Source organism: Halomonas cupida, assembly GCF_900142755.1.
Taxonomy (GTDB): domain Bacteria; phylum Pseudomonadota; class Gammaproteobacteria; order Pseudomonadales; family Halomonadaceae; genus Halomonas; species Halomonas cupida.
On sequence record NZ_FRCA01000001.1, the window covers coordinates 925,020 to 947,845 of the forward strand.

Below are 22,826 nucleotides of genomic sequence, written 5' to 3' on the forward strand. Positions count from 1 at the left end.
TGTTTATTATGCCAGAACGTCAATCTGTGTACGCCCTGGTTATATCAGCCGTTGCCCCTGACACCGGACAGGCATCACCAGAGGCGCACGCAGCGCCCCCGGTGACGAGCGGTTCAACGTCATGGGCAATATCAGGAGAGCCGACCTTCTTCCACACCATGGCAGGCTACCTGGCCGCCATCATCGGTGGCGATAAGTCTGGGCACTTCTCTGCGGCAACGTTCATTGGCCGCCGGGCAGCGGCCATGGAAAACGCAACCGGACGGCAGGTTGACCGGTGTTGGGACTTCTCCGGTCAGCCGAAGATGCTGCGGCCGGTCATCCTCGAGACGCGGGATCGCCGACATCAAGGCCTGAGTATAGGGATGGCGGGGACGCGCAAACAGCGTCGCCGTGGGAGCCACCTCGCACACCCGGCCCAGATACATCACCGCGACCCGAGTGCCGAAGTGCTCGACCACAGCGAGATCGTGGGTAATGAACAGATAGGTCAGGTTGCGCTCCTGTTGCGCTTCCATCAACAGGTTGAGTACCTGCGCCTGGATGGATACATCCAGTGCCGAGATCGGCTCATCGGCCACGATGAACTCCGGGTCCACTGCCAGAGCACGGGCAATAGCAATGCGCTGCCGCTGGCCCCCGGAGAATTCATGACCGTAGCGGCTGCCCCAGTCCGGGGCGATGCCGACATCGGTCATCACTTCTGCGACCTTGTCCCTGACCTGTTGTGGCGTCCAACTGGCGTTGTGCAGGCGAATCGGCTCTTCCAGCGTCTGCTGGATGGTCATGCGCGGGTTCAGCGAGGCATAGGGGTTCTGGAAGATCATCTGCATGCGCTTGCGCCAGGGGAGCAGGGCACGGGATTCCAGGTGATCAATACGCTCACCGTCGTAGTGGATCTCGCCAGCGGTGGGGCGCAGCAGACCCATGACGGTTCGCGCTACGGTGGACTTGCCACAACCGGATTCACCGACAACGCAGAGAGCTTCCCCGCGCTGGACGGTCAGATCGACGCCATTGATGGCGTGGACATGGGCTTGCTCGCGGACAATGCGCCCTCGGCGAAACTTCAGCTGCTCGAGAAAGTCGCCCGACAGCGAAAAACGCTTCTCGAGACCACGGATCTCCAGCAGTGATTCGGCAGGCTGCTGATCGTCGGCGGGTGCCCGATGGCTTGCTGCGGTAGCCGTCATCATTGCTTCTCCTCTACCGGAATACGTTCGGCCTGCTGCATTTCCGCTACCATGTGGCAGGCCACCTGGCAGTTGCCCGAATCGACGAATTGGGGAACCTGGTCAACGCAGGCAGGACGAAGTTCTCCCTCGGGCCGTGTCGCGAAATCACAGCGAGGGTGGAAGGCACAACCGCTGGGAAGCTTGTTCAATGAGGGCATGCTGCCGCGGATCTGATTGAGCCGAGAGCCGGGGGTCGCCATTTGCGGCAGGGCATTCATCAGCCCCTGAGTATAGGGGGGCTGGGGATCATTGATGATCTCGCGGGTGGGGCCCTGTTCGATCACTCGGCCAGCGTACATGACCAGCATGCGTTGAGTGACCTGACTGACCACGCCGAGGTCGTGGGTGATCAGGATCAGCGCCACATTGTGTTTCTCACAGAGTTCCAGCAGTAGCGCCATGATCTCGGCCTGAATGGTGACATCCAGTGCCGTGGTCGGTTCATCAGCAATGATGATATCCGGGTCCAGAAGCAGGGCGATGGCAATGATGATGCGCTGACGCATCCCCCCGGACAGCTCGTGGGGATAATGGTCGAGGCGCTTGTCCGGCGAGGGAATCTGCACCTGCTCGAGCTTGCGTAGCGAGATGGCACGCGCCTCCCGCGAGGAAATCCGGCGGTGAGCCTTGAGACACTCGATCATCTGTTCGCCGATGGTCAACACCGGGTTGAGGGTCATCATCGGGTCCTGGAAGATCATTGATATACGATGACCGCGGATCTTGCGCAGTGCTCGATCACTCATGGAGGTCAGTTCGTGACCATCGAAGTTGATGCTGCCGCCAGCGATGTAGCCGGGACGAGCAATCAGGTTGAGCAGGCTGAAGGCGGCGACGGACTTGCCGGCGCCGGACTCGCCGACGATACCCAGACGCTCACCGCGATCCAGGCTGAAACACACATCGCGCAATGCTCTGACATCGCCCTGACGCAGAGCGAAACGCACGTCGAGATTGTTGACTTCGAGTAATGCCATGGTTTCTCCTCCTGGCCTCAGCCCTTGTACAGACGCGGGTTGAGCACGTCGCGCAGCCAGTCGCCCAGCAGGTTGATGACCAGCACCACCACCACCAACACCAGCCCCGGAATCAGCGTGATCCACCAGGAGCCCGACTGGATATAGTCGAAACCGGACTTGATCAAGGAACCCAGCGAAGGGTGGGTTTCCGGCATACCCAAGCCAAGAAACGACAGCGCCGCCTCGGAGATGATGGCGTTAGCCACCTGCACCGTGGAGATGACGAAGATCGGTGACAGCGTATTGGGCAGGATGTGCCGGAACATGATGCGGCGACTGCGCAGCCCCATGACACGTGCTGCATCGACATATTCCCGGGACTTCTCGGCCAGCACTGAGGCCCGTACGGTACGTGCATACTGCGGCCATTCGGCAAGACCGATGATCAGCACCAGCAACCAGACGGCATAATCGCTGAAAGTCGCACCACCGAAGATCGCCTTGACCAGTGCACCAACGATGATCGCCACCATCAGCGTCGAGAACGAGAGTTGGATGTCAGCGACGCGCATCAGAAAGGCATCAATACGCCCACCCATGTAGCCGGCCAGCAAACCAAAGCAGACCCCCAGGGTCGCCTGCAGAATGACCGCGCCGAAGCCGATGATCAGTGACACGCGCAAACCATGGAGAATGGTCGACAATAGATCGCGTCCCTGGGCATCGGTGCCCATGACATACATCGGGTCGCTGCCATCGACCCAGAACGGCGGCAGCTCCGAGGCCAGAATGTCGATCTGGGCCAGATCATAGGGGTTCATGCTGGCCAGCCAGGGAGCAAACACAGCCGCTGCGATCATCAGCAGGAACACCAGCATACTGAGCTGAGCGACCAGGTCACGCTTGAAACTGTAGAACAGAAAGGAGTCACGGAAGCGCTGCCATCTGCTGGGCGGTGCTGCAGTTGTGGCAGGCGCTGTCGTTGTTGTAGTGCTCATGCGGGCTTACCTGTGAGCTTGACGGTGGGATTGACCAGGCCATAGATCAGATCAACGATCGTGTTGGTGATCACGAAGATCAGACCGACGATCATCAGGTAGGTCACGATCAGAGGAATGTCCGAGCGCTGGATGGCATCGAGAAACATCAGGCCCATGCCCGGCCACTGGAAGACGGTCTCGGTGAGGATGGTGTAGGCCACCAGGGTACCGATCTGCACACCGCCGACGGTGATAACCGGCAGCATGGTGTTCTTCAGCGCATGCAGGAAGTAGATCCGCCGCATGGGGATGCCCTTGGCCCGGGCGAACTTGATGTATTCCGACTGGAGCACTTCCTGCATTTCAGCGCGAATCAACCGAATGAACAGCGGCAGCATGATCGAGGCCAGCGAAATGGCCGGCAATACCAGGTAGATCAGCCCATCAAGCGAGGAGAAGTTGGTGTACCAGGTGCCGAACACGTGGGTCGGGTTGCCACGACCATAGGCTGGCATACCACCATCGGTGCTTAATATCCCGTTTAGCGTCGCGCCCCATCCGGTGTCGGCGGGGAAGGGTGACCAACTTACTCCGATGGCAAATATCTGGATCAATACGATGGCAGTCAGGAATACCGGAATGGAAATGCCGATGATCGACACCCCCATGAAGAATCGTGACAGCCAGGCACGCGGGCGAATGGCACTGTAGACACCAATCGGCACCGACAGCACGATGATCAGGATGCTGGCAGCAAACACCAGTTCCAGGGTGGCCGGCAGGTGTCGCAATACCACCTCGGTGGTCGGCTCATTGAAGACGTAGGAGTAGCCGAAATCGAAATGCAGGGCATTGCTGGCAAAGCGCAGATACTGCACCGGGAAGGGGTCATTGAGCCCCAGTTGCTCGCGCAGCGCTTCACGCTCACTCTCGGGGACTGACTGGCCCACCATCTGTTGAATGGGGTCGCCAAGATTGTCCTGGATGGCGAAGGCGATCACGCTGATGACGAACATCACCAGCAGCGCGTGAAAGAGGCGCTTGATCAGAAATGCAATCATGGGGCATTACCGAATATGACAGTCGGATACGACAGTTGCCAACGAAAGCCACCACGGCGGCCTTCGTCAGCTGGCTGTGCATTGATGGATTCGACAATCCCGGCCCGCATGGGCCGGGGAAAGTCTTACTCTTCGATGACCAGATCCCCGAGATAGGGGAAGTTCATCACGTTGAGGATCGGCTCGATATTGACATTGGCGGCAGATGCCCAGGCCAGGTCCTGCCAGTGCAGCGGGACGAAGGCGGCATCGTCGTACAGGCCCTGCTCGATCTGCTGGAGCATCTCGGCACGTTTCTCGAGATCCAGTTCGAGATTCGCTTCGGTCAGCAGTTGATCGAGTTCCGGGTTGCAGTAATTACCCGCATTGTATTGACCAGCACCGGTCTCGGCGTCGGGGCATTCGGTGAGATACTGGAAGAAGTTGGCTGAGTCCTCGGTGTCCGAGTGCCAACCGATCATCATCATATCCGCCGCTCGGTCGTCATATTCGCCCCAGTATTGGGCCTTGGGCAAAGTCTTCAGGTCGACGGTGACGTTGATACGCGCCAGCATGGCAGCAACGGCCTGAGCGATCTTGGCATCATTCACGTAGCGGTTGTTGGGCGCCATCATGGTGATCGAGAAGCCGTCCTCATAACCGGCTTCAGCCATCAGCTCCTGTGCACGTTCGAGATCGAAACGTAGCTCCAGGTCGGGGTTGTGACCGACATAACCTTCCGGCGACAGTTGGGCGGCTGGAGTGGCAAAGCCCTTCATCAGACGATCGGCGATGCCCTGCTGGTTGATGGCATAGGTAAACGCCTGACGCACGCGCGGATCCTTGAAGGCCTCGACGCGCTCCTGGTTCATGTGCAGCAGGATGATGCGTGTCCCGGACATGGTCACTAGATTGCTGTCGGCATCCCCTTCAATACGCTCCAGATCATTGGGAGGAACCGGAGCAATGAAGTCCACGTCACCAGACAGCAGGGCCGCCACACGAGTGGCATTCTCGTTGATCGGCGTCAACACGATATTGTCGACGTTGCCGGGGGACTCGCTGTCCCAGTAGTCCTCGAAACGCTCGAAATTGACACGAACACCCTGCTGACGATCGGTGACTCGGAAGGGGCCAGTGCCGGAGATATTGCGTGAGGCGTAGGAGTTGCCGTTCTTGACGATCTCGTCACGGGCACTGCCATCCTCGGTTTCACCACTGTAGAACTGGCTGTCCAGCGGGAAGATGTAGGTGGCCATGTTCATCAGCAGCGGGTTGGGGCGCTTGCTGACGATTTCGACCGTGTGTTCATCGATGACGTTGACGGTCTCGATGGGCTCGAAGATCGCCTTGAAGTCCGGGCTGCGCTTGAGACGCTCCACGGTCCAGGCGACGTCTTCCGCGGTGAAGGGATTGCCGGAGTGGAAGGTCACGCCTTCGCGCAACGTCATGCGCATGGTGGTGTCATCGACCTGTTCCCATTCGGTAGCCAGACGCGGCTCGAACTCGAAGTCCTGAGTCCAGCGTACCAGGGGATCAAAGGCCATATGCGACAGCTGCAGAATACCGCCCGAGAGCTGTTCATGGATGTCGAGGCTGACCGGGTCGGCGTCATAGGCCATGCGCAGCGTGTTTTCGGCCATCGCCGCCTGGGGCAGCGCAGCGGTGAGCATGGCAGCGCCGAGCGCGCCCGCCAGTAGAGTCTTCTTGAACATCGGAAGGATTCCTGCTTTTTGAGGTTGTTGTATAGTCCATCAGCAACAGACGTTGTAGGAAATCAACGCCAGTCGCGGTCAGAAAGAAGATAGAGATGAGCTGCGTTGAAGCACAATCGAAATTGTGAGAGGCGTCATTCGGAGGATGAATACAGGACGGCGGAGCGGGCGGGAAAGCCGGTTCCTGACGTTACGGCGAGATCACAGGGAAGGGTGGGGATGGCAGACACGAAATCAGAATCCGTGCCTGCCGCAAGATTACCCCGAGCGCAGCGGGTTCAATCCTCCGGTGACCAGACACGGTCAATACGGTACAGCTGGGCGACCTGATCAAGCCCATGCACGCTGCACTCCAGATCGGTCACGTGGCCATCCTTGAGGCCATAGACCCAACCATGTACCGAGAGCTCCTGTCCGCGCTGCCAGGCACGCTGGATGATCTTGGTGCGACACAGGTTCTTTACCTGAGCCTCGACATTGAGCTCGCACATGCGATCGACCTGATCGTCCATCGACAGGGTTTCAAGATCCGGGCGATAACGGCTGTAAAGTTCGCGGACGCTGTGCAACCAATAATCGACCACACCGCATTCACCGCCGGTCACCGCGGCACGAATACCGCCGCACCCGTAATGGCCGACGATCATGATGTGCTTGACCTTGAGGACATCAACCGCGAACTGCACCACCGAAAGGGCGTTCATGTCATTGTGATGCAGAAGGTTGGCGACATTGCGATGAACGAAGACCTCGCCGGGAGGAAGGTCGATGATCTGGTTGGCCGGAACTCGGCTATCGGAACAGCCGATCCACAGATACTCGGGGGTCTGCTGATTGGCCAGGCGAGTAAAGAAATCTGGATCGTCCTGGCACATGCGGTCGGCCCAGGCACGATTGTTGGCCAACAGGTTGTCGATATCACTCATATCCATATCCCGGCAGTGGTGAGAAACGTCATTTGCGGAGCTTTTTTACCTGTGGTGCTCGAGGGGGTCAAGAGTACTTCCTCGGTGGTATCATGTTGCGCCACATCATTCATCCAGGCCAGCCTGGCCAGCAACACTGGGAGAAACCTGTGTCCAATTTCGATTACGACCTGTTCGTCATCGGTGCAGGATCCGGCGGCGTCCGCGCTGCCCGAACGGCTGCGGCCACCGGCGCTCGTGTGGCTGTTGCAGAAGATCGTTATCTGGGCGGCACCTGCGTCAACGTCGGTTGCGTGCCCAAGAAACTGTATTCCTATGCCGCACATTTCCATGACGCCTTCGAGGACGCACATGGGTTCGGTTGGCAGCTCGAGCAGGCGCCAACCTTTGATTGGCCTACTTTGCGTGACAACAAGATCGGTGAGATCAAGCGCCTCAATGGCATCTACGGCAAGCTGCTCGACAACGCCGGGGTTCGCCTGATCAACGGCCGAGCGACAGTCATCGACGCCCATACCGTGGAAGTCGCCGGCGAGCAGGTCAGCGCCGAGAAGATCCTCGTTGCCGTGGGAGGCTGGCCCTGGGTACCCGAGTTTCCGGGGAGTGAACATACCCTGAATTCCAACCAGATCTTTGACCTCGACGCCTTCCCGAAGCGTTTCCTGGTACTGGGAGGCGGTTATATCGCCGTGGAATTTGCCAGCATCTTCAATGGTCTGGGCGCCGAGACTCATCTGGTCTATCGCGGGGAGCTGTTCCTGCGTGGTTTCGATCAGGAAGTCCGTGAGTTCACCCGTGACGAGATGGGCAAGAAGGGCGTCAATCTGCATTTCGGCGCCAACATCGAGACCATCGAGAAGCTCGATGACGGACTCAAGGTCACCTTGACCAACGGTGATGTCCACGAAGTGGACGTAGTGCTGGCCGCCACGGGCCGCAAGCCGCATCTGCAGGGGCTGGGCCTGGAGCAGTTGGGTATCGAGCTCAACGAGGATGCTTCCATCAAGGTCAATGATCGCTTCGAGACGTCGGTGCCCTCGGTTCTGGCGCTGGGCGACGTCACCGGAGGGCCGGAACTGACGCCAGTGGCACTGGCTGAAGCCATGCACCTGGTCGCGCATCATTTCGGCGAGGCACCGAAGGCTGCGATGAACTACGACAATATCGCCACCGCAGTATTCTGCCATCCCAACATCGGCACTGTGGGGTTGTCGGAAGAAAAGGCCCGCGAGAAATACGACGCTATTCGCGTCTACAGCGCGGATTTCCGCCCCATGAAACACACTCTGTCGGGAAGTGAAGAACGCTGCCTGATGAAGCTGATCGTCGATGACGCCAGCGACGTGGTGGTAGGCGCGCATATGGTCGGCGAAGAAGCCGGCGAGGTCATTCAGGGCATCGGCATCGCCGTGCGTGCCGGTCTGACCAAGGCTGACTTCGATGCCACGGTGGGCATTCACCCCACCGGCGCCGAAGAGTTCGTGACCATGCGGACTCCGACGCGTAACTGATCCAGGTTGTCACCTGACCTGGGGTTTTACCGGTTCTGAGTTTTCCCCCTGCGAGCGTCGCGTCTCGCAGGGGGACGTGCCGCGAAACCCAGCACAGAAGCTTACTGGGTGAATATGATCTTTAACGCTTGCCACCGGCGAGCGCTCTCAACCCTTCGAGGTCAAGGCATCGGTAAGTAAAAGATGGTCGTCCCACCTGACCATAATGGAAGGACTCGCCGAGCACACCCCGCTCGGCGAGGTACTTGAGATACTTGCGTACCGAGACCCGCGACATTCCCGTTGTCGGCATCAGGCTTTCCGTAGTGAAGCTCTCTAGCTCCAATGCCAGAATAGCGCGAGCAATCTGTGTCAGAGAGGGTGCGGTGAGCCCCTTCGGAAGGCCATCGCTTCCCATGGATCTGGCGGGTTTGAGCGGCCTGGCAGGCTGGAAGAGGTGGTCCAGATCATGCTGAGACGCCTGTTCACTGATGTGCTTGAGTGCGTGGCGGGCGCGGCGACATGTCTCCACGGCTACCTGAAAACGCTCGAACTCGAATGGCTTGATCAGATAGTCGCGTACTCCCAGACGACGTGCATCGCGCACGGTGTCCATTTCACTGGCTGCGGTAATCAGGATGACATCGGTGTCGTGGCCCCCACGTTGCAGGTGACGCACGATTTCCAGGCCACTGCGATTGCGTAGATAGACATCCAGCAGAACTACGTCGACCTGTTCGTGCTCCAGTACATCCAGAGAGCTGGGAACGTCGTTGCACTGGGCTACCAGGCTGACGTTGTCGAGTCGATTGAGATATTCGACATTGAGCCGCATGACCATGGGGTCATCCTCGACGATCAACACTCGCAATGGCACATCAGCCATGGAAACTCCTCAATCCCGTGCGCCGGAACCTGCCCTGTACGGCAGAGTGACTTCGATCAGAGTGCCATGCGGCGGCTCCGAGTAGAGTGCCAGATCACCGTCATGGGCTTCGATCTGTTCGCGTACCATCGCCAATCCCAGTCCGCGGTGAGCTCCCTTGGTCGAGATCCCGCGTTGAAAGATGCGTTGCTTCAGGGCATCGCTGATCCCTGTTCCGGTATCCTGGACATGCAGTGACAGCAGCGACTCATCATGGCCGAGTGTCAGCGTGACGTGGCGTTCATCCTGCTCACTCACGGCATCAAAGGCATTTTCCAATAGATTGCCGATGATGATCACCAGGGTATGAATCAGTGTTGAGGACTCAGGAGCAGGAATCGGCTCTTCCACTTCAATCGACAGGACAATGCCCCGCTCGCGAGCCTCACTCTGCTTGCCGAGCAGAAATCCAGCCAGTACCGGTTCCTCGACTTCCCTGACCAGCGCCGCTCCCGGGGCAACATGGTGATCGGCCAGCTCGAGCATATAGTCATGCAATGCCGTGTACTCCTTCATCTGCACCAGACCCAGCATGGCATGGAGCTTGTTCTTGAACTCATGGGTCGCCGCACGTAGTGCTTCCGCATAGCGGCGAACCCCAGTCAACTCCTCGGCCAGCATATGGACCTCACTGGTATCGCGAAAGGTTGCTACGGCACCAATGATCTGCCCCTGGTGGCGAATCGGCATGCGATTGGTGAGCAATGACAGACCATTGATGAGCACTTCTCTATCCAGCGACGCCTTACCCTCCCTCAACACCTCCATCAATCCCGCCTGGGGCAGCCAGGTGTCTATCCGGGTGCCGTAGGTCGGTACATCCAGGCCCGCGCGGTGCAGCAATTGATGTGCTGCAGCATTGGTCAGCGAGATTCGCCCCTCGCTATCGATCGCCAGAATGCCTTCATGCACGGAGCCGAGAATGGCCTGGCGTTCTTCCACCAGACGCGCGATCTGGTGCGGTTCAAGCCCCATCAATACATGTTTAAGATAACGTGCCAGCCAGCTTGCCCCCAATACCCCAAACAGCATCAACAGCGCGACGCCGAGAAGTACGCTCAAGCGATTCTCGGCGAGCCGATCGCCCAGGGTGGCCAGGGTTACGCCAACAGCAACGGCGCCTATCACCTGGCCGTTGCCATCCATGACTGGAGAGAAGCCTCGGATACTGGTGCCCAGTGTTCCCTGGGCACGGGAGGAGTAGGTCCTGCCCTGCAGGGAAGGACCCTCATCGCCACCTTGAAATGGCAGGCCAACAAGTTCGGGATCGGGGTGCGTCAGACGCAGGGACTGACGGTTGAAGATGGAGATGAAATCGATGCCCAGGCGTTGGCGCAGGCGGTTGATGTCACGCTCCAGAGCACTATCGGAGGAGATGTCCGTTCCCGGCTGGTTCGCCTGCTGCAGCGCCTGCACAACATTGCCGTGCGCTGCCACGGTCTGGGCAATATTGATCACCCGTGCCGATTGCGCTTCTGCCTGGACGTGACGCAGCGTGGCATCAAACAGCCACAGTGCAATGGCGAGAGTTACCGCAATGCTGCTGGCCACGAGTAGCGAAATCAGAATGTTGAGGCGCGGATAGGGGAGTTTCAGCAACGACGATACCTCAATGTAGTTATGGCCTGCGCTCGCATCGGAATAGCGAAAGTCGCAGAACATATCGTTTGGAATTCTACCTTTGTGCAATACCCAAGACACCACTGCCATGCCGGAAAGTGGTTCAACGCTTTCATTAATGACAAAACGATTTAGTAACTTTGCAAAGCTTGGTCATTGGTGTGGGGCGCTTATCCTCGGCGACGTCCATCATTCCGCTTCATCGTGCGGATCCACACTACATGGGAGCACGCCAATGAACAGTGCCTCGACACAAACGCTGCAGGATGTGCAGCGTACTTCAATGGCCACAAGTGTGCCGCGGGTCTTTGGTCTGCCGCTGCCACTCTTTTTCATCGCGCTTGCCGTCATGGTGATCGCCATGGCGACGGATACACTACCGACAGGAATGATCAGCGCTCTGCTGGTAATGATGTTGCTGGGGGAGCTGCTTGGCTTTATCGGTGACCGCCTGCCTGTCGTCAAGACCTACCTGGGGGGAGGCGCCATCGTTGCGATTTTCGGCGCTGCGACGCTGGTATATCTCGACTGGTTGCCCGAGGCTGTCTCCGGTAACGTCACGACCTTCATGAAGGATGGCGGCTTTCTCAATTTCTATATTGCCGCACTGATCACCGGCAGCATACTGGGTATGGAGTCCAGCGTACTGGTCAAGGTCGGCTCTCGTTACGCGCTGCCGTTGTTGTGTTCGGTTCTGTTTGCCGGGGTGTTCGCCATGGGCGTCGGTGCCTTGTTGGGCTTCTCGCCTCAGGATGCACTGGTCGTTATTACGCTACCGATCATGGGCGGCGGGATGGGCGCCGGAGCTGTACCGATGAGTCAGGTATACGAGCAACTACTGGGCCAACCGGCCAGCTACTACATTTCGATTCTGGTCCCTGCGCTGGCACTGGGCAATGTCTTCGCCATCATGATTGCTGGTCTGCTCAACGGGTTGGCAAAGCGCTTTCCCAGTTGGACCGGCAATGGTCAGATGATGCCGGGGGTGGAGATAGAGGAACGCGAGAGCACCTTCGACCTCGGCCGCCTTGGGATCGGCCTGGTGGCTGCGTTGACCTTCTTCGTCGCCGGTGAAGTATTGGGTGATGTGATTCCGCTTCACCCCTATGCCTTGATGATTGTTCTGGTTGCAGTGCTGAAGATCACCAACGTTGTGCCGGAAAGTGTCAACGAGGCTGCGTCCCAATGGTTCCAGTTTGTGGCGAGGAACTGGACCTTCGCGCTGCTGTTTGGCATCGGTATCGCCTATACCGACCTGGGGCAGGTGATTGACGCGATTTCCCTGACCTATGTGGCGGTCGTCTTCGCTGTGGTCGCTGGAGCAGCCTTCGGCGCAGGTATCGTGGGTAAGCTGGTCGGGTTCTATCCGATTGAATCGGCCATTACCGCAGGATTGTGCATGGCCAACATGGGAGGGACAGGTGATGTAGCCGTGCTCTCGGCGGCTCGCCGTATGCAATTGATGCCGTTCGCGCAGATTTCCTCGCGCCTCGGCGGTGCACTGATCCTTCTGATCTCGAGCATCATCGTGCCGCTGTTCTTCTCTGGCTAGTGGTGTGAGCCTATCAGTCTCTTATTAACCCGGCATGCTTTCATGTTGGGTTAATAGCGGCACAGGGACGTGCCGCCGTCGGCCATCAGGCTGACGCGAGACCGCACCACACCAGCCGATCCGCGTATCTGCGCCAGTGGGGTGCGGACGACAATCAAATCGATCAGGATGAGCTATTTGATTGCCATGTTAATAGTGAAACGCCCCGGACCGGGGCGTTTCACGTTTATATGGGCTTGCCGCGCCAACCTGCAGTATCGGGGCCAGTGAGGGTAGGGACGTGCGCCCCTATCCTGTGCCATCTCGTCGCAGCCCTGGTTTTGAAATCCTGCTTTTGAAACCCAGCCTTCATGGAACACGACTATGCTGAAACTGTCACCCTGAGCGGTTGGCAGCACGAAGCACTGGTGCCCCGCCAGCCCCGTGGTATAAATCTCTGTTATGGGTAAGCGCCTGAAGAATAATGGCGAATTTGAAATGCGTTATTGTGCTGTTATAATCTTTCACCGAAATCGCTACAGCGAAGCATAACTCAATGACCGCAAGCACAGAGCCCTTCACACCTTCCGCCGACCTCGCCAGGCCCACTGTGGCAGACGCCGTGGTCGGCAATGACGCGGCATCCCTGTTCATTCGCAAGCCCAATCCGGACGACGGCTGGGGTATCTACGAACTGGTCAAGGCCTGCCCACCGCTGGATGTGAACTCGGCTTATGCCTACCTGCTGCTGGCTACGCAATTTCGTGACAGCTGCGCGGTGGCCACCGATCAGGATGGTGAGATCGTTGGCTTCGTTTCGGGGTATGTAAAATCCAATGCACCCGACACCTACTTTCTCTGGCAGGTAGCGGTGGGTGACAAGGCCCGTGGCACCGGATTGGCGCGCCGCCTGGTCGAGGCGGTGATGAGCCGTCCGGAACTTGCTGAAGTACACCATCTGGAAACCACCATCACGCCGGACAATCAGGCGTCGTGGGGGCTTTTCCGTCGCCTTGCCGAGCGCTGGCAGGCACCGCTCAACAGCCGCGAATACTTCTCTACCGATCAGCTCGGCGGTGAGCATGACCCCGAGAACCTGGTACGCATCGGTCCCTTCGTGACCACACGCATCCAGGCCTGACGCCATCTTTCCTGCATGCAGCAACGATGAAATATCAGTGCTGTATGCCCCCCTTACCTTGTCGATCCAATATCAATCAGGAGGTCGCAGATGCAGACCCAGACCCTCGAACGCATGGAATCCGAAGTCCGTACCTATTCCCGCTCCTTTCCGGTGGTGTTCAACAAGGCGCTGAATGCGCGCCTCACCGATGAGGACGGGCGTGAGTACATCGACTTTCTGGCGGGTGCAGGAACGCTCAACTACGGCCACAACAATCCGCACATCAAGCAGGCCATGGTCGATTACCTGGCTTCTGATGGCATCATCCATGGCCTGGATTTCTGGACCGTCGCCAAACGCGACTATCTGGAGACGCTGGAAGAGGTGATCCTCAAGCCGCGTGGCCTCGACTACAAGATTCACCTGCCGGGACCAACTGGCACCAATGCCGTTGAGGCCGCCATCCGCCTGGCTCGCGTGGCCAAGGGGCGTCACAACATCGTGTCGTTCACCAACGGCTTCCACGGCGTCACCATGGGCGCTCTGGCGGTGACCGGCAACAGCAAGTTCCGTGAAGCCACCGGCGGTGTACCGACTCTGGGCGGCACCTTCATGCCGTTCGATGGCTACATGGGCGAACATGCCGATACCCTCGACTATTTCGAGAAACTCCTCGGCGACAAGTCCGGCGGTCTGGATACTCCGGCGGCGGTGATTGTCGAGACAGTGCAGGGCGAGGGCGGCATCAATGTTTCCAGCATCGAATGGCTCCAGCGGCTGGAGAAGATCTGTCGTGCTCACGATATTCTGCTGATTGTCGACGATATCCAGGCCGGCTGCGGCCGTACCGGAAAGTTCTTCAGCTTCGAACATGCTGGTATCACGCCGGATATCGTGACCAATTCCAAGTCACTGTCTGGTCTTGGTCTGCCGTTCGCGCATGTTCTGATGCGTCCGGAACTCGACAAGTGGAAGCCGGGCCAGTACAACGGCACCTTCCGCGGTTTCAACCTGGCCTTTGTCACCGCAACTGCAGCGATGCGTAAGTACTGGAGTGACGATACCTTCGAGCGTGACGTTCAGCGCAAGGGGCGTATCGTCGAGGAACGTTTCCAGAAACTCGCGCGTCTGATCAGCGAGAAGGGAAATCCCGCCAGTGAACGGGGCCGTGGCCTGATGCGTGGCATCGATGTCGGCTCTGGTGAACTGGCCGACCGTATCACCGGTCGTGCCTTCGAGAACGGCCTGGTCATCGAGACCAGTGGTCAGGCAGGTGAAGTAGTCAAGTGTCTGTGCCCGCTGACGATTACCGATGAAGACCTGCTTGAAGGTCTTGATATTCTCGAGCGCAGCATCGTGGAAGTGCTCAACTGAGCAGTGGCCCGGCGGATGAGGGCGTTAGCCGTTCCTCGTCAGACGAGCCCTTAGACAACAATATCCTGCCGGATAGGGAAATGCTGAATGAATTGACGAGCAGGCATTTCATCAGTGTTTCCATAACGGTATGTCCGAGTGGCATCGGCAGAATCTGATGCCATTCAATCCCCTCTGATAATTCGAATCAGCCTGGAGAAAGTTTCATGATCGTCCGTAATCTCGAGGAATGCCGCAAGACTGATCGCCTGGTGAAAGCCGAGAACGGCAACTGGGACAGCACACGCCTTTCGCTGGTGGATGATGGCGGCAACTGCTCCTTCCACATCACCCGTATCTTCGAAGGTACCGAAACCCACATTCACTATAAGCATCACTTCGAAGCGGTCTACTGCATCGAAGGTGAGGGCGAAGTGGAGACTCTGGCCGATGGCAAGATCTGGCCGATCAAGCCGGGTGACATCTATATCCTCGACCAGCACGACGAACACCTGTTGCGTGCGAAGAAGACCATGCACCTGGCCTGCGTATTCACGCCGGGTCTGAGTGGCAACGAAGTGCATCGCGAAGATGGTTCCTACGCTCCTGCCGAGTGATTGAGAGGGCCAGGGCCAGTGTTCGGGCCAACTTTCATTGATGCCCTGATCTGACCCTGACCGGCGCCGTGCCCTTAGTGGTAACGGCGCCGTTTTCATTACTGACTCACGTTTTCCGATAACTGACCGAAGTGGGAGCAGGGCTGCACTTTAGTCGAAACATCGTATATCGGGTCTTGCACAATGGCCCTCGCATTATCTACTTTGTCATACATATTATGTCGGATAAGAAGACTAATGCCCGTGCAAGTGCTACCACGCACGCCCCACAACAACGACAAACCCTGCAAAGAGGTTGCAACATGCGTCTCGTCAGCTCGTCAAAAACCGTCCAGACCCTGAAAATCAGTGCACTCGCCGGTGCCATCGCCATTTTCTCGACCCCTGTGCTGGCGGAGCAGTGGCGGGGCTGGAATGTTCATCCCCCCGAATATCCCAACAGTATCGCACTGGAGAGTTTTGCCTCCGAAGTCGCGGAGAAGACCGAAGGGCGTGTAGAACCCAAGGTCTTTCATAACGGTGTACTGGGAGCTCAACCCGATGCCATCGAGCAGACCCGCAACGGTGCACTGAACTTCGGTAACTTCAATATGGGCCCGATGGGCCCAGTCGTGCCCGAGACCAACGTCCTGTCGCTGCCCTTCATCTTCACCAGCGAGGATGAGATGTATCGCCTGATGGATGGTGAAATCGGCGACAGGATTGCCGCTGCCATGGAAGAGAAGGGGCTGGTGGCGCTGTCCTGGTTCGGTTCCGGTGCCCGCAGCCTGTACAACACCGACCACCCGATCGAGACGCCGGCTGATCTAGAAGGGCTCAAGGTCAGGGTGATGAGTAATGACCTGTATGTCGACATGATCGATGCACTTGGTGGGAACGCCACACCAATGGCCTATTCAGAGGTCTATCAGTCGCTGAAAACCGGCGTGATCGATGGAGCCGAGAACAACTATCCCTCCTATGACTCCAGTGGTCACTATGAGGTAGCTGGCTACTATTCCAGGACGGAGCATCTGATCCTTCCCGAGTGTCTGTGCGTGGCCAAGGCCACCTGGGATGGATTGTCGGAAGAAGACCAGCAAATCGTGCGCGAGGCTGCTGTAAACGCCGCCCAGGAGCAACGACAGCTTTGGGCAGAAGGTTCTCAGGCGAGTCACGATGCCGTTGTAGAGGCCGGTGCCGAGATCAATGAGGTGGCCGACAAGGCGGAGTTCCAACAGGCCATGCAACCTGTCTATGATGACTTCCTTGCTGAGTACCCTGATCTCGCATCGCTCGTGGAAGACATTCAGGCCGCACAGGCCAACTGATCGAATAACGTCCCAACAAGCCTCCGGTTCGTCGCCGGAGGCATTTCGTGAGGTTGAATCCTGTGACGCATCCTGGTGAATTTTCCGACTCCCTCGGCTCGCCCCATGGCCAGGTCGGGCGCGTCGATCGAATGCTGGATGGCCTTGCCCATTTGTGCATCATTGCGGCCGGTGTACTGCTTGTCTATCTCATCGCGAGCTTCGGCTGGCTGGTGTTCGGCCGCTATGTCCTCAACGACACCCCGACCTGGGTGGAGCAGTCGGCTCTGCTCTGTGTGGTCTACATCACCTGTCTTGGTGCTGCCGCTGGCGTGCGCCAGGGCACACACCTGAGCATCGAGATGGTCCGCGAGGCCGTCCCGGCCATTCCCAGACTGGTGATGCTCCATCTCGCAGATGTATTTGTTGTCCTGTTCGGTGCCTTCATGTGCTGGCAGGGCGGTCTGATGATGCTCGACAACCTCGATCGACCGATTCCCATGATCGGCCTCTCCGAAAGCTGGCGGGCCGCTCCGCTGGTGGTCTGTGGCGTGCTGATGGTGCTGTTCAGCCTCGCCAATATTCTGCGTCGTGGACTTTCATCTGATCATGCGACGGCAACCGACTCTAAAGAGGAGCAGTAAACATGGGGTTGGCAATCCTGTTCGGGGTATTTGCACTGGGCCTGGTGATTGGTGCTCCAGTAGCGTTTTCTGTAGGACTTGCCGCTGTGGCTGCCTTCTTCTACGAAGGTCTGCCGATGTTTGTGGCCTTCCAGCGCATACTGTCAGGTATCTCGGTATTCTCGTTACTGGCCATTCCGTTCTTCATCTTTGCTGGAGAGCTGATGTTGCATGGCGGGATTTCCCAGCGCCTGGTACGCCTGGCGTCCGCCGCAGTCGGTCGAGTGCGCGGTGGCCTCGGCATGGTCAACGTGTCGTCCTCTATGCTGTTCGGTGGTATCTCCGGCTCCGCGGTGGCCGACACATCAGCACTGGGCTCGATCTTGATTCCGGTCATGAAGGAGAAGGGCTACGACGCGGACTATGCGGTCAACGTCACCGTGACCTCGTCCATCGCTGGGGTGGTGATTCCCCCCAGCCACAACATGATTCTCTATGCCGTAGCAGCGGGGGGCGGCATCTCGATCACCAAGCTATTCATGGCAGGGATCCTGCCCGGTATCCTGATGTGTGGCTTCCTGGCGCTGGCAGCCTACCTGGTAGCGGTAAAGCGCGGCTATAGTGGCGAAGCCTTTCCGGGCTGGAAGGCTCTGGTGATCAGCTTCGCTGCTGCGTTGCCGGGCCTGTTCACGGCGGTGATCATCGTTGGCGGGGTGCTGTCGGGTGTTTTGACGGTCACCGAATCCGGCGCTTTCGGTGCCATCTATGCCATCGTCGTTACCGGCCTCGTCTATCGTGAGCTACGCTGGGAATCCTTCAAGCAGGCGGTCTATCAGGCGGTGCGCACCACTGCGCTGGTGATGATCCTGGTCGGCTGTGCCTCGGCATTCTCCTACATGCTGGCTCTATACAGTGTCCCCGAACTGCTGTCTGACGCGCTGCTGGGTATTACCGATAATCCGCTGATGATCCTGCTGATGCTGAACCTGATCCTGTTGGCGCTGGGCATGGTGATGGACATGGCAGCGTTGATTCTGATCTGTACTCCCATCTTCCTGCCGATTGCCACGCAATTTGGCATGGATCCTATCCAGTTCGGCATCATCATGATGATGAACCTCGGCCTCGGACTCTGTACGCCACCAGTCGGGGGATGCCTGTTTGTTGGTAGTGTGATCGGCAAGATTCGTATCGAACAGGCAGTACGTACCATCTGGCCATTCTATCTGGCGTTGTTTGCGGCACTGATGCTGGTGACCTATGTACCGGCATTATCCATGACGCTGCCGAATCTTATGGACTAACCCCGTGCTGCGAGCCGGGCCTCGAAACCAGAGGCCCGGGTGGCGGCAAAGAGTAACAACAGCATCGCAGGATGAAATTCCTGCATAACGGAACAGCAACGACAAGGGAGTAGAACCATGTTGAATCGACTACTGGTGACAGGAGCAGCAGGAGGACTCGGCCAGGCGATTCGTCCCCATCTCGCCCGCCTGGCCCGTCATGTGCGTCTATCTGACATTGCACCGATCGAGTCGGGTGAAGGGCATGAGGAAATCGTTCTCTGCGATCTAGCCGATGCCGAAAAGACCTCGGCACTGGTCGAGGGGTGCGATGGCATCATTCACCTGGGCGGTGTCTCGGTGGAGCGCTCCTGGCAACAGATCCTGCCCGCCAACATCATGGGCACCTACAACCTGTATGAAGCGGCACGCCGGCACGGTAAGCCTCGCGTAGTTTTTGCCAGCTCCAACCATACCATCGGCTTCTATCCCCGTACCCAACGACTGGACAACCAGGTACCACGGCGGCCCGATTCGCTGTATGGCGTCTCCAAATGCTTCGGTGAGGATCTCGCCAGCCTGTACCACGACAAGTTCGGTCTCGAGACCCTGGCCGTGCGCATCGGATCCTGCTTTCCAAAGCCGGCCGATACGCGAATGCTGGCGACCTGGATGAGCGTCGAGGACTTCGTGTCTTTGCTGGAACGAGCGTTCATCACGCCCAAGCTCGGTTATACCGTGATCTATGGTGCCTCCAACAACCGAGAGCAGTGGTGGGATAACGGCCAGGCCGCCTTTCTTGGCTGGACACCGGAGCACAGTTCAGATCCCTGGCGGGCGGAAATCGAGGCGCGTGACACCGGCCTGGACTCGGCGGATCCGGCAGTGGTCTACCAAGGCGGCAAGTTCGTCAGTCAGGGGCACCCTGACGACGAATGAGTCTTCCATGCATGTTCAGTACCCTTGTATGTCCAGCACCCAGTCTTTCCGGGGCACGAGGTCGCCCGACAAGGGCGACCCGTACTCCAAGGGCTGGTAGACTCAAGGTGCGCACTGTGCGTAAAGGGACTTCGGTATGAATGAGGAATCACATCATGGCAGTCAGGCCTGAACCCCGCAGCGAGACGGCAACGCTCAATGTTCAGAAGCTCACCAGGGAAGGCAGCCTGTCAATGCACGTGGCCGACCAACTCGAGGGGCTGATTACCGGTGGCGACATCTCCGTAGGGGATCGTCTGCCGACCGAGAGTGGCCTTTGCGAGTCCTTTGGTGTCAGCCGCACCGTGATCCGTGAGGCGGTGGCACACCTCAAGTCGCTCGGTCTGGTCGAGGCAAGGCGGGGCGTCGGCACTACCGTGATACGCACCGCACCAGCCGAGGCAATGCCGGCCAAGCGGATTCGGCCGACCACAGTGGAGGATATCCTGCATGTGATCGAGCTGCGCCTGAACCTGGAGCCTGCGGCTGCAGCGCTGGCCGCGGAGCGTCATACCGAGGAAGACCGCGAGCGCATTCTCGCCGGTCACAAGGCCTTCGTCGAGGCTCGCGCAAAGCATACATTGGCCCGGGAAGAAGACTTCGAGTTCCATCATGCCATTGCTCGGGCGACACATAATCCCTTCTTCGCGGTATTGTTCGAGCAGCTCAATCTGAGCGCCATTCCGCGCTCGAAATTGGTCAGCAGCGAAGTCAATACCGCGACTGCAGATGTTTACCTCAAACGCGTCGAGGATGAGCACCAAGCGGTGGTGGACGCCATTCTCGCCCGGGATCCAGAGCAGGCTCGTGAGGCCATGCAACAGCACCTGAGTCGTGCCCGCCAGACCTACCAGCAGTTTCAGGTCAGTGAGTAACGACGATTTCAGCGGCGGTTTGAAGCGACACCGATGATATCACCACTTGCCCAGGTCAATGCCCGCGATAGCCGCCTGGACCGTCATATTGACAATGCCTTCCATCAGCGAGGTGCGCTTCAAGGCACGCCCGCTGATGCCGGACGGAAATTTTTGTCCAGACCATCATGGAAAGTACTCTTCAGCGTGCTGCAAGAAATAACAATTGCATCCACCTCCTCGCGCAGGTGAGCAACAATAGACTCAACATCAGCCCCATTGCTGCCTTCGGATGCTATGACAAAGGCATCCTTGATCCTGTACCCAGCCTTTAGCAGCATCATTGCCATCAACACATCAGCTCCATGCTTCAGTAGATGCCGACGTTTTGAGCCCCGACACCACTTCCACGGCACTGGCGTGGGGGCGACCGGAACATGGTATTTCGACAACGCCACCTACCTCGATCTGCAGGGCCAGTACAGAGTCTTCCGTCCCGATCTGCACAGATCTCGTCGACAACAATGACGGCGACGGCTATGCGCTGTCCACCGAGAGCGGCAGGAGCATCGCGATGGGAGCAGGGGACTGGACCCTCACTCCCCAGGCCCAACTGATCTGGTCCAGCGTGGACTTCGACAGTTTTGACTGTCACGGGAGGAAAGGTCGAGGCGGCCGACACCGATAGCCTGCGCCTGCGAACCGGTGCCTCTCTGGACAGTGAATTCGTCAGCGACGCTGGCAGCGGCATGGCCGAACTGGTTCATTTTCAGGCCTGCCAAATGAATAAACCAGGCTCATGGCTATAAACCGTCCTGCAACGAGTCGTAATAATTCTTTATATTCATAGTAGCTAATGCTTCATTACTACCTCCTGAAATCAGTTTCTGTATTTGAGAGGCAGTAATTGAAAACACCCTAGGGATTTTTAAGGGAAGTTATCGTGAATAAATTGTGCCATTTCAATCACGTGTCATTTATTTGACTGGAATTCGAGGTCTTTTACAACCACTTCCAGTAGATTTATCCACAATGCATCAACATGATATAGCAGCCACTACCGGTTGTTTTTACGCATATGCGCTACAGAGAAAACAACAAGAAAAACAGAACAATCAGAATAAACAGTAGGTTGCATTAAAGGGGTTGCGCATGCAGGAACTATCCAATCCGGTCAGAAATGACTCCGATAAAGCCAATGACACAACCACTTTCAGCATATCGCCGGGCTTTGGGCGACGATTATACCAGGGGCGGTTTTCCTTTGCGTTTACCTCCTATCAATCGGGGGGATTATACCTGGTGGGTCTTGGCCTTGGTGCGAAGTCGGAGTTGAACATCCACCAGGCAGCGGTTTCACGGCCCATGGGAATCGCGGTGGATGATGCAGGCGGCTTTGTACTCTCTGGACGAGCCGATATCCAGCGCTTCAGCAACGGACTGAATCCCGATCAGCGGGTCAACGACCATTTCGACGCCTGTTATGCCCCTCGGATGGTCCATATGACCGGTGCCCTGGATGCGCACGATGTCGGAATCATGGCAGATGGAACCCCGGTTTTTGTCAACACGCGCTACAACTGCCTTGCCGTTCCCGATCCGCAGCATTCCTTCGTGCCGATCTGGCGCCCCCCCTTCATCTCGGCAATGGTCGCCGAGGACCGCTGCCACCTCAACGGTCTGGCGATGCAGGACGGCGCTCCGGCCTTCGTCACCGCCGTATCACGCTCCGATACCATCGATGGTTGGCGAGATCGTCGGGGCTCTGGAGGGATCATTATCGATGTGACCAGTAATGAGGTCATCGCCAGTGGGTTATCGATGCCACATTCCCCGCGCTGGTATCGCGATCAGTTATGGGTACTGAACTCCGGGAAGGGAGAACTGGGCACGGTTTCGCTCGAAGGTAAAACGCAAGACCGGTTTACTCCCGTGGCATTTTGCCCGGGCTTTGTCCGAGGCCTGGCCTTTGTCGACAATTTTGCTCTTGTGGGACTTTCCCGGCCTCGCTACGAGCGATTCGAAGGACTTGAGCTGGATCGCCGCCTGGCAGAAAAGGATAGTGAAGCCTGGTGCGGCGTACAGGTGATCGACCTGGATAGCGGGCTTTGTGTGGACTGGTTAAGGGTAGATGGAGCAGTGGGAGAGATTTACGACGTGGCCATCCTGCCGGGCGTACGCACCCCTATGGCAATTGGTGCAGAGGCGCCGGAGATCAATCAGTACATCACGATAGGGCAGCAACAATAATGATCATACAGGGAGTGATATTCGCCAGAACAGAG

At 57.9% G+C, this 22,826-nt stretch carries 21 protein-coding genes; 12 read left to right on the forward strand and 9 right to left on the reverse strand.

All coding sequences use genetic code 11. The features are described 5' to 3' along the window. Positions 1-131: 131 nt before the first annotated feature. From BUE38_RS04060 to can, 6 genes are all read right to left on the reverse strand, one after another. Positions 132-1,193, reverse strand: a complete 1,062-nt coding sequence (locus tag BUE38_RS04060) for an ABC transporter ATP-binding protein (RefSeq protein WP_073433802.1) — start codon at positions 1,191-1,193, stop codon at positions 132-134. Continuing rightward, positions 1,193-2,212, reverse strand: coding sequence for an ABC transporter ATP-binding protein (locus tag BUE38_RS04065; RefSeq protein ID WP_073433685.1), 1,020 nt, complete (start codon positions 2,210-2,212; stop codon positions 1,193-1,195). The genes BUE38_RS04060 and BUE38_RS04065 overlap by 1 nt, the downstream gene beginning before the upstream one ends. Positions 2,213-2,229: 17 nt before the next feature. Continuing rightward, entirely contained in the window at positions 2,230-3,192 is a 963-nt protein-coding gene (locus BUE38_RS04070) for an ABC transporter permease (protein WP_073433686.1), read from the reverse strand. Further along, positions 3,189-4,235, reverse strand: coding sequence for an ABC transporter permease (locus BUE38_RS04075; RefSeq protein ID WP_073433687.1), 1,047 nt, complete (start codon positions 4,233-4,235; stop codon positions 3,189-3,191). The genes BUE38_RS04070 and BUE38_RS04075 overlap by 4 nt, the downstream gene beginning before the upstream one ends. A gap of 125 nt (positions 4,236-4,360) precedes the next feature. After that, entirely contained in the window at positions 4,361-5,929 is a 1,569-nt protein-coding gene (locus BUE38_RS04080; RefSeq protein WP_073433688.1) for an ABC transporter substrate-binding protein, read from the reverse strand. Positions 5,930-6,207: 278 nt separating this feature from the next. Continuing rightward, positions 6,208-6,855: a carbonate dehydratase gene (can, locus tag BUE38_RS04085; protein WP_073433689.1), complete on the reverse strand. Its 648-nt coding sequence runs from the start codon at positions 6,853-6,855 to the stop codon at positions 6,208-6,210. Positions 6,856-7,004: 149 nt separating this feature from the next. Here can and gorA point away from each other — a divergent pair, with 149 nt between their 5' ends. Continuing rightward, complete coding sequence (gene gorA, locus BUE38_RS04090; protein WP_234986752.1) at positions 7,005-8,366, forward strand: glutathione-disulfide reductase; 1,362 nt, start codon at positions 7,005-7,007, stop codon at positions 8,364-8,366. A gap of 121 nt (positions 8,367-8,487) precedes the next feature. On the opposite strand, the gene BUE38_RS04095 is transcribed toward gorA, so the two are convergent. Both BUE38_RS04095 and dcuS read right to left on the reverse strand, forming a co-directional pair. Then, positions 8,488-9,231, reverse strand: a complete 744-nt coding sequence (locus BUE38_RS04095) for a response regulator (protein ID WP_073433691.1) — start codon at positions 9,229-9,231, stop codon at positions 8,488-8,490. 9 nt (positions 9,232-9,240) lie between these two features. Continuing rightward, positions 9,241-10,932, reverse strand: a complete 1,692-nt coding sequence (gene dcuS / locus BUE38_RS04100; protein WP_200802125.1) for a DcuS/MalK family sensor histidine kinase — start codon at positions 10,930-10,932, stop codon at positions 9,241-9,243. 193 nt (positions 10,933-11,125) lie between these two features. Here dcuS and BUE38_RS04105 point away from each other — a divergent pair, with 193 nt between their 5' ends. From BUE38_RS04105 to BUE38_RS04145, 9 genes are all read left to right on the forward strand, one after another. Beyond that, positions 11,126-12,442, forward strand: coding sequence for a 2-hydroxycarboxylate transporter family protein (locus tag BUE38_RS04105; RefSeq protein ID WP_143166181.1), 1,317 nt, complete (start codon positions 11,126-11,128; stop codon positions 12,440-12,442). A 535-nt stretch (positions 12,443-12,977) separates the two neighbouring features. Further along, positions 12,978-13,562, forward strand: coding sequence for a diaminobutyrate acetyltransferase (ectA, locus tag BUE38_RS04110; RefSeq protein ID WP_073433692.1), 585 nt, complete (start codon positions 12,978-12,980; stop codon positions 13,560-13,562). A gap of 90 nt (positions 13,563-13,652) precedes the next feature. Next, positions 13,653-14,918, forward strand: coding sequence for a diaminobutyrate--2-oxoglutarate transaminase (ectB, locus tag BUE38_RS04115; protein WP_073433693.1), 1,266 nt, complete (start codon positions 13,653-13,655; stop codon positions 14,916-14,918). 206 nt (positions 14,919-15,124) lie between these two features. Beyond that, entirely contained in the window at positions 15,125-15,514 is a 390-nt protein-coding gene (locus BUE38_RS04120) for an ectoine synthase (RefSeq protein WP_073433694.1), read from the forward strand. Between the two features lie 302 nt (positions 15,515-15,816). Next, positions 15,817-16,824: a TRAP transporter substrate-binding protein gene (locus BUE38_RS04125; protein ID WP_073433695.1), complete on the forward strand. Its 1,008-nt coding sequence runs from the start codon at positions 15,817-15,819 to the stop codon at positions 16,822-16,824. Between the two features lie 47 nt (positions 16,825-16,871). Next, complete coding sequence (locus tag BUE38_RS04130; protein WP_234986753.1) at positions 16,872-17,447, forward strand: TRAP transporter small permease; 576 nt, start codon at positions 16,872-16,874, stop codon at positions 17,445-17,447. 2 nt (positions 17,448-17,449) lie between these two features. Further along, positions 17,450-18,730, forward strand: a complete 1,281-nt coding sequence (locus BUE38_RS04135) for a TRAP transporter large permease (protein WP_073433697.1) — start codon at positions 17,450-17,452, stop codon at positions 18,728-18,730. A 117-nt stretch (positions 18,731-18,847) separates the two neighbouring features. Beyond that, positions 18,848-19,648, forward strand: coding sequence for an NAD-dependent epimerase/dehydratase family protein (locus BUE38_RS04140; RefSeq protein ID WP_073433698.1), 801 nt, complete (start codon positions 18,848-18,850; stop codon positions 19,646-19,648). Between the two features lie 155 nt (positions 19,649-19,803). Further along, complete coding sequence (locus BUE38_RS04145; RefSeq protein WP_073433699.1) at positions 19,804-20,562, forward strand: FadR/GntR family transcriptional regulator; 759 nt, start codon at positions 19,804-19,806, stop codon at positions 20,560-20,562. Between the two features lie 119 nt (positions 20,563-20,681). On the opposite strand, the gene BUE38_RS22865 is transcribed toward BUE38_RS04145, so the two are convergent. Next, a complete protein-coding gene (locus BUE38_RS22865) occupies positions 20,682-20,891 on the reverse strand; it encodes a hypothetical protein (RefSeq protein ID WP_073433700.1) in 210 nt (69 codons plus the stop codon). A 38-nt stretch (positions 20,892-20,929) separates the two neighbouring features. Between BUE38_RS22865 and BUE38_RS23455 the strand changes: the two genes are divergently transcribed. Both BUE38_RS23455 and BUE38_RS04160 read left to right on the forward strand, forming a co-directional pair. Continuing rightward, a complete protein-coding gene (locus tag BUE38_RS23455; RefSeq protein ID WP_073433701.1) occupies positions 20,930-21,229 on the forward strand; it encodes an autotransporter domain-containing protein in 300 nt (99 codons plus the stop codon). A 464-nt stretch (positions 21,230-21,693) separates the two neighbouring features. Then, a complete protein-coding gene (locus tag BUE38_RS04160) occupies positions 21,694-22,791 on the forward strand; it encodes a TIGR03032 family protein (RefSeq protein ID WP_200802126.1) in 1,098 nt (365 codons plus the stop codon). Positions 22,792-22,826 lie beyond the last annotated feature (35 nt).

Bases quoted from the DNA above. Each gene is read 5' to 3' on its own strand.
- can (WP_073433689.1), bottom strand. From the start codon at position 6,855: ATGAGTGATATCGACAACCTGTTGGCCAACAATCGTGCCTGGGCCGAC.
- ectA (WP_073433692.1), top strand. From the start codon at position 12,978: ATGACCGCAAGCACAGAGCCCTTCACACCTTCCGCCGACCTCGCCAGG.
- BUE38_RS04060 (WP_073433802.1), bottom strand. From the start codon at position 1,193: ATGACGGCTACCGCAGCAAGCCATCGGGCACCCGCCGACGATCAGCAG.
- BUE38_RS04125 (WP_073433695.1), top strand. From the start codon at position 15,817: ATGCGTCTCGTCAGCTCGTCAAAAACCGTCCAGACCCTGAAAATCAGT.
- ectB (WP_073433693.1), top strand. From the start codon at position 13,653: ATGCAGACCCAGACCCTCGAACGCATGGAATCCGAAGTCCGTACCTAT.
- BUE38_RS04095 (WP_073433691.1), bottom strand. From the start codon at position 9,231: ATGGCTGATGTGCCATTGCGAGTGTTGATCGTCGAGGATGACCCCATG.
- BUE38_RS04120 (WP_073433694.1), top strand. From the start codon at position 15,125: ATGATCGTCCGTAATCTCGAGGAATGCCGCAAGACTGATCGCCTGGTG.
- BUE38_RS04070 (WP_073433686.1), bottom strand. From the start codon at position 3,192: ATGAGCACTACAACAACGACAGCGCCTGCCACAACTGCAGCACCGCCC.
- BUE38_RS04145 (WP_073433699.1), top strand. From the start codon at position 19,804: ATGGCAGTCAGGCCTGAACCCCGCAGCGAGACGGCAACGCTCAATGTT.
- dcuS (WP_200802125.1), bottom strand. From the start codon at position 10,932: ATGTTCTGCGACTTTCGCTATTCCGATGCGAGCGCAGGCCATAACTAC.
- BUE38_RS04065 (WP_073433685.1), bottom strand. From the start codon at position 2,212: ATGGCATTACTCGAAGTCAACAATCTCGACGTGCGTTTCGCTCTGCGT.
- BUE38_RS04075 (WP_073433687.1), bottom strand. From the start codon at position 4,235: ATGATTGCATTTCTGATCAAGCGCCTCTTTCACGCGCTGCTGGTGATG.
- BUE38_RS04140 (WP_073433698.1), top strand. From the start codon at position 18,848: ATGTTGAATCGACTACTGGTGACAGGAGCAGCAGGAGGACTCGGCCAG.
- BUE38_RS04135 (WP_073433697.1), top strand. From the start codon at position 17,450: ATGGGGTTGGCAATCCTGTTCGGGGTATTTGCACTGGGCCTGGTGATT.
- BUE38_RS04080 (WP_073433688.1), bottom strand. From the start codon at position 5,929: ATGTTCAAGAAGACTCTACTGGCGGGCGCGCTCGGCGCTGCCATGCTC.
- BUE38_RS04105 (WP_143166181.1), top strand. From the start codon at position 11,126: ATGAACAGTGCCTCGACACAAACGCTGCAGGATGTGCAGCGTACTTCA.
- BUE38_RS22865 (WP_073433700.1), bottom strand. From the start codon at position 20,891: ATGGCAATGATGCTGCTAAAGGCTGGGTACAGGATCAAGGATGCCTTT.
- BUE38_RS04160 (WP_200802126.1), top strand. From the start codon at position 21,694: ATGCAGGAACTATCCAATCCGGTCAGAAATGACTCCGATAAAGCCAAT.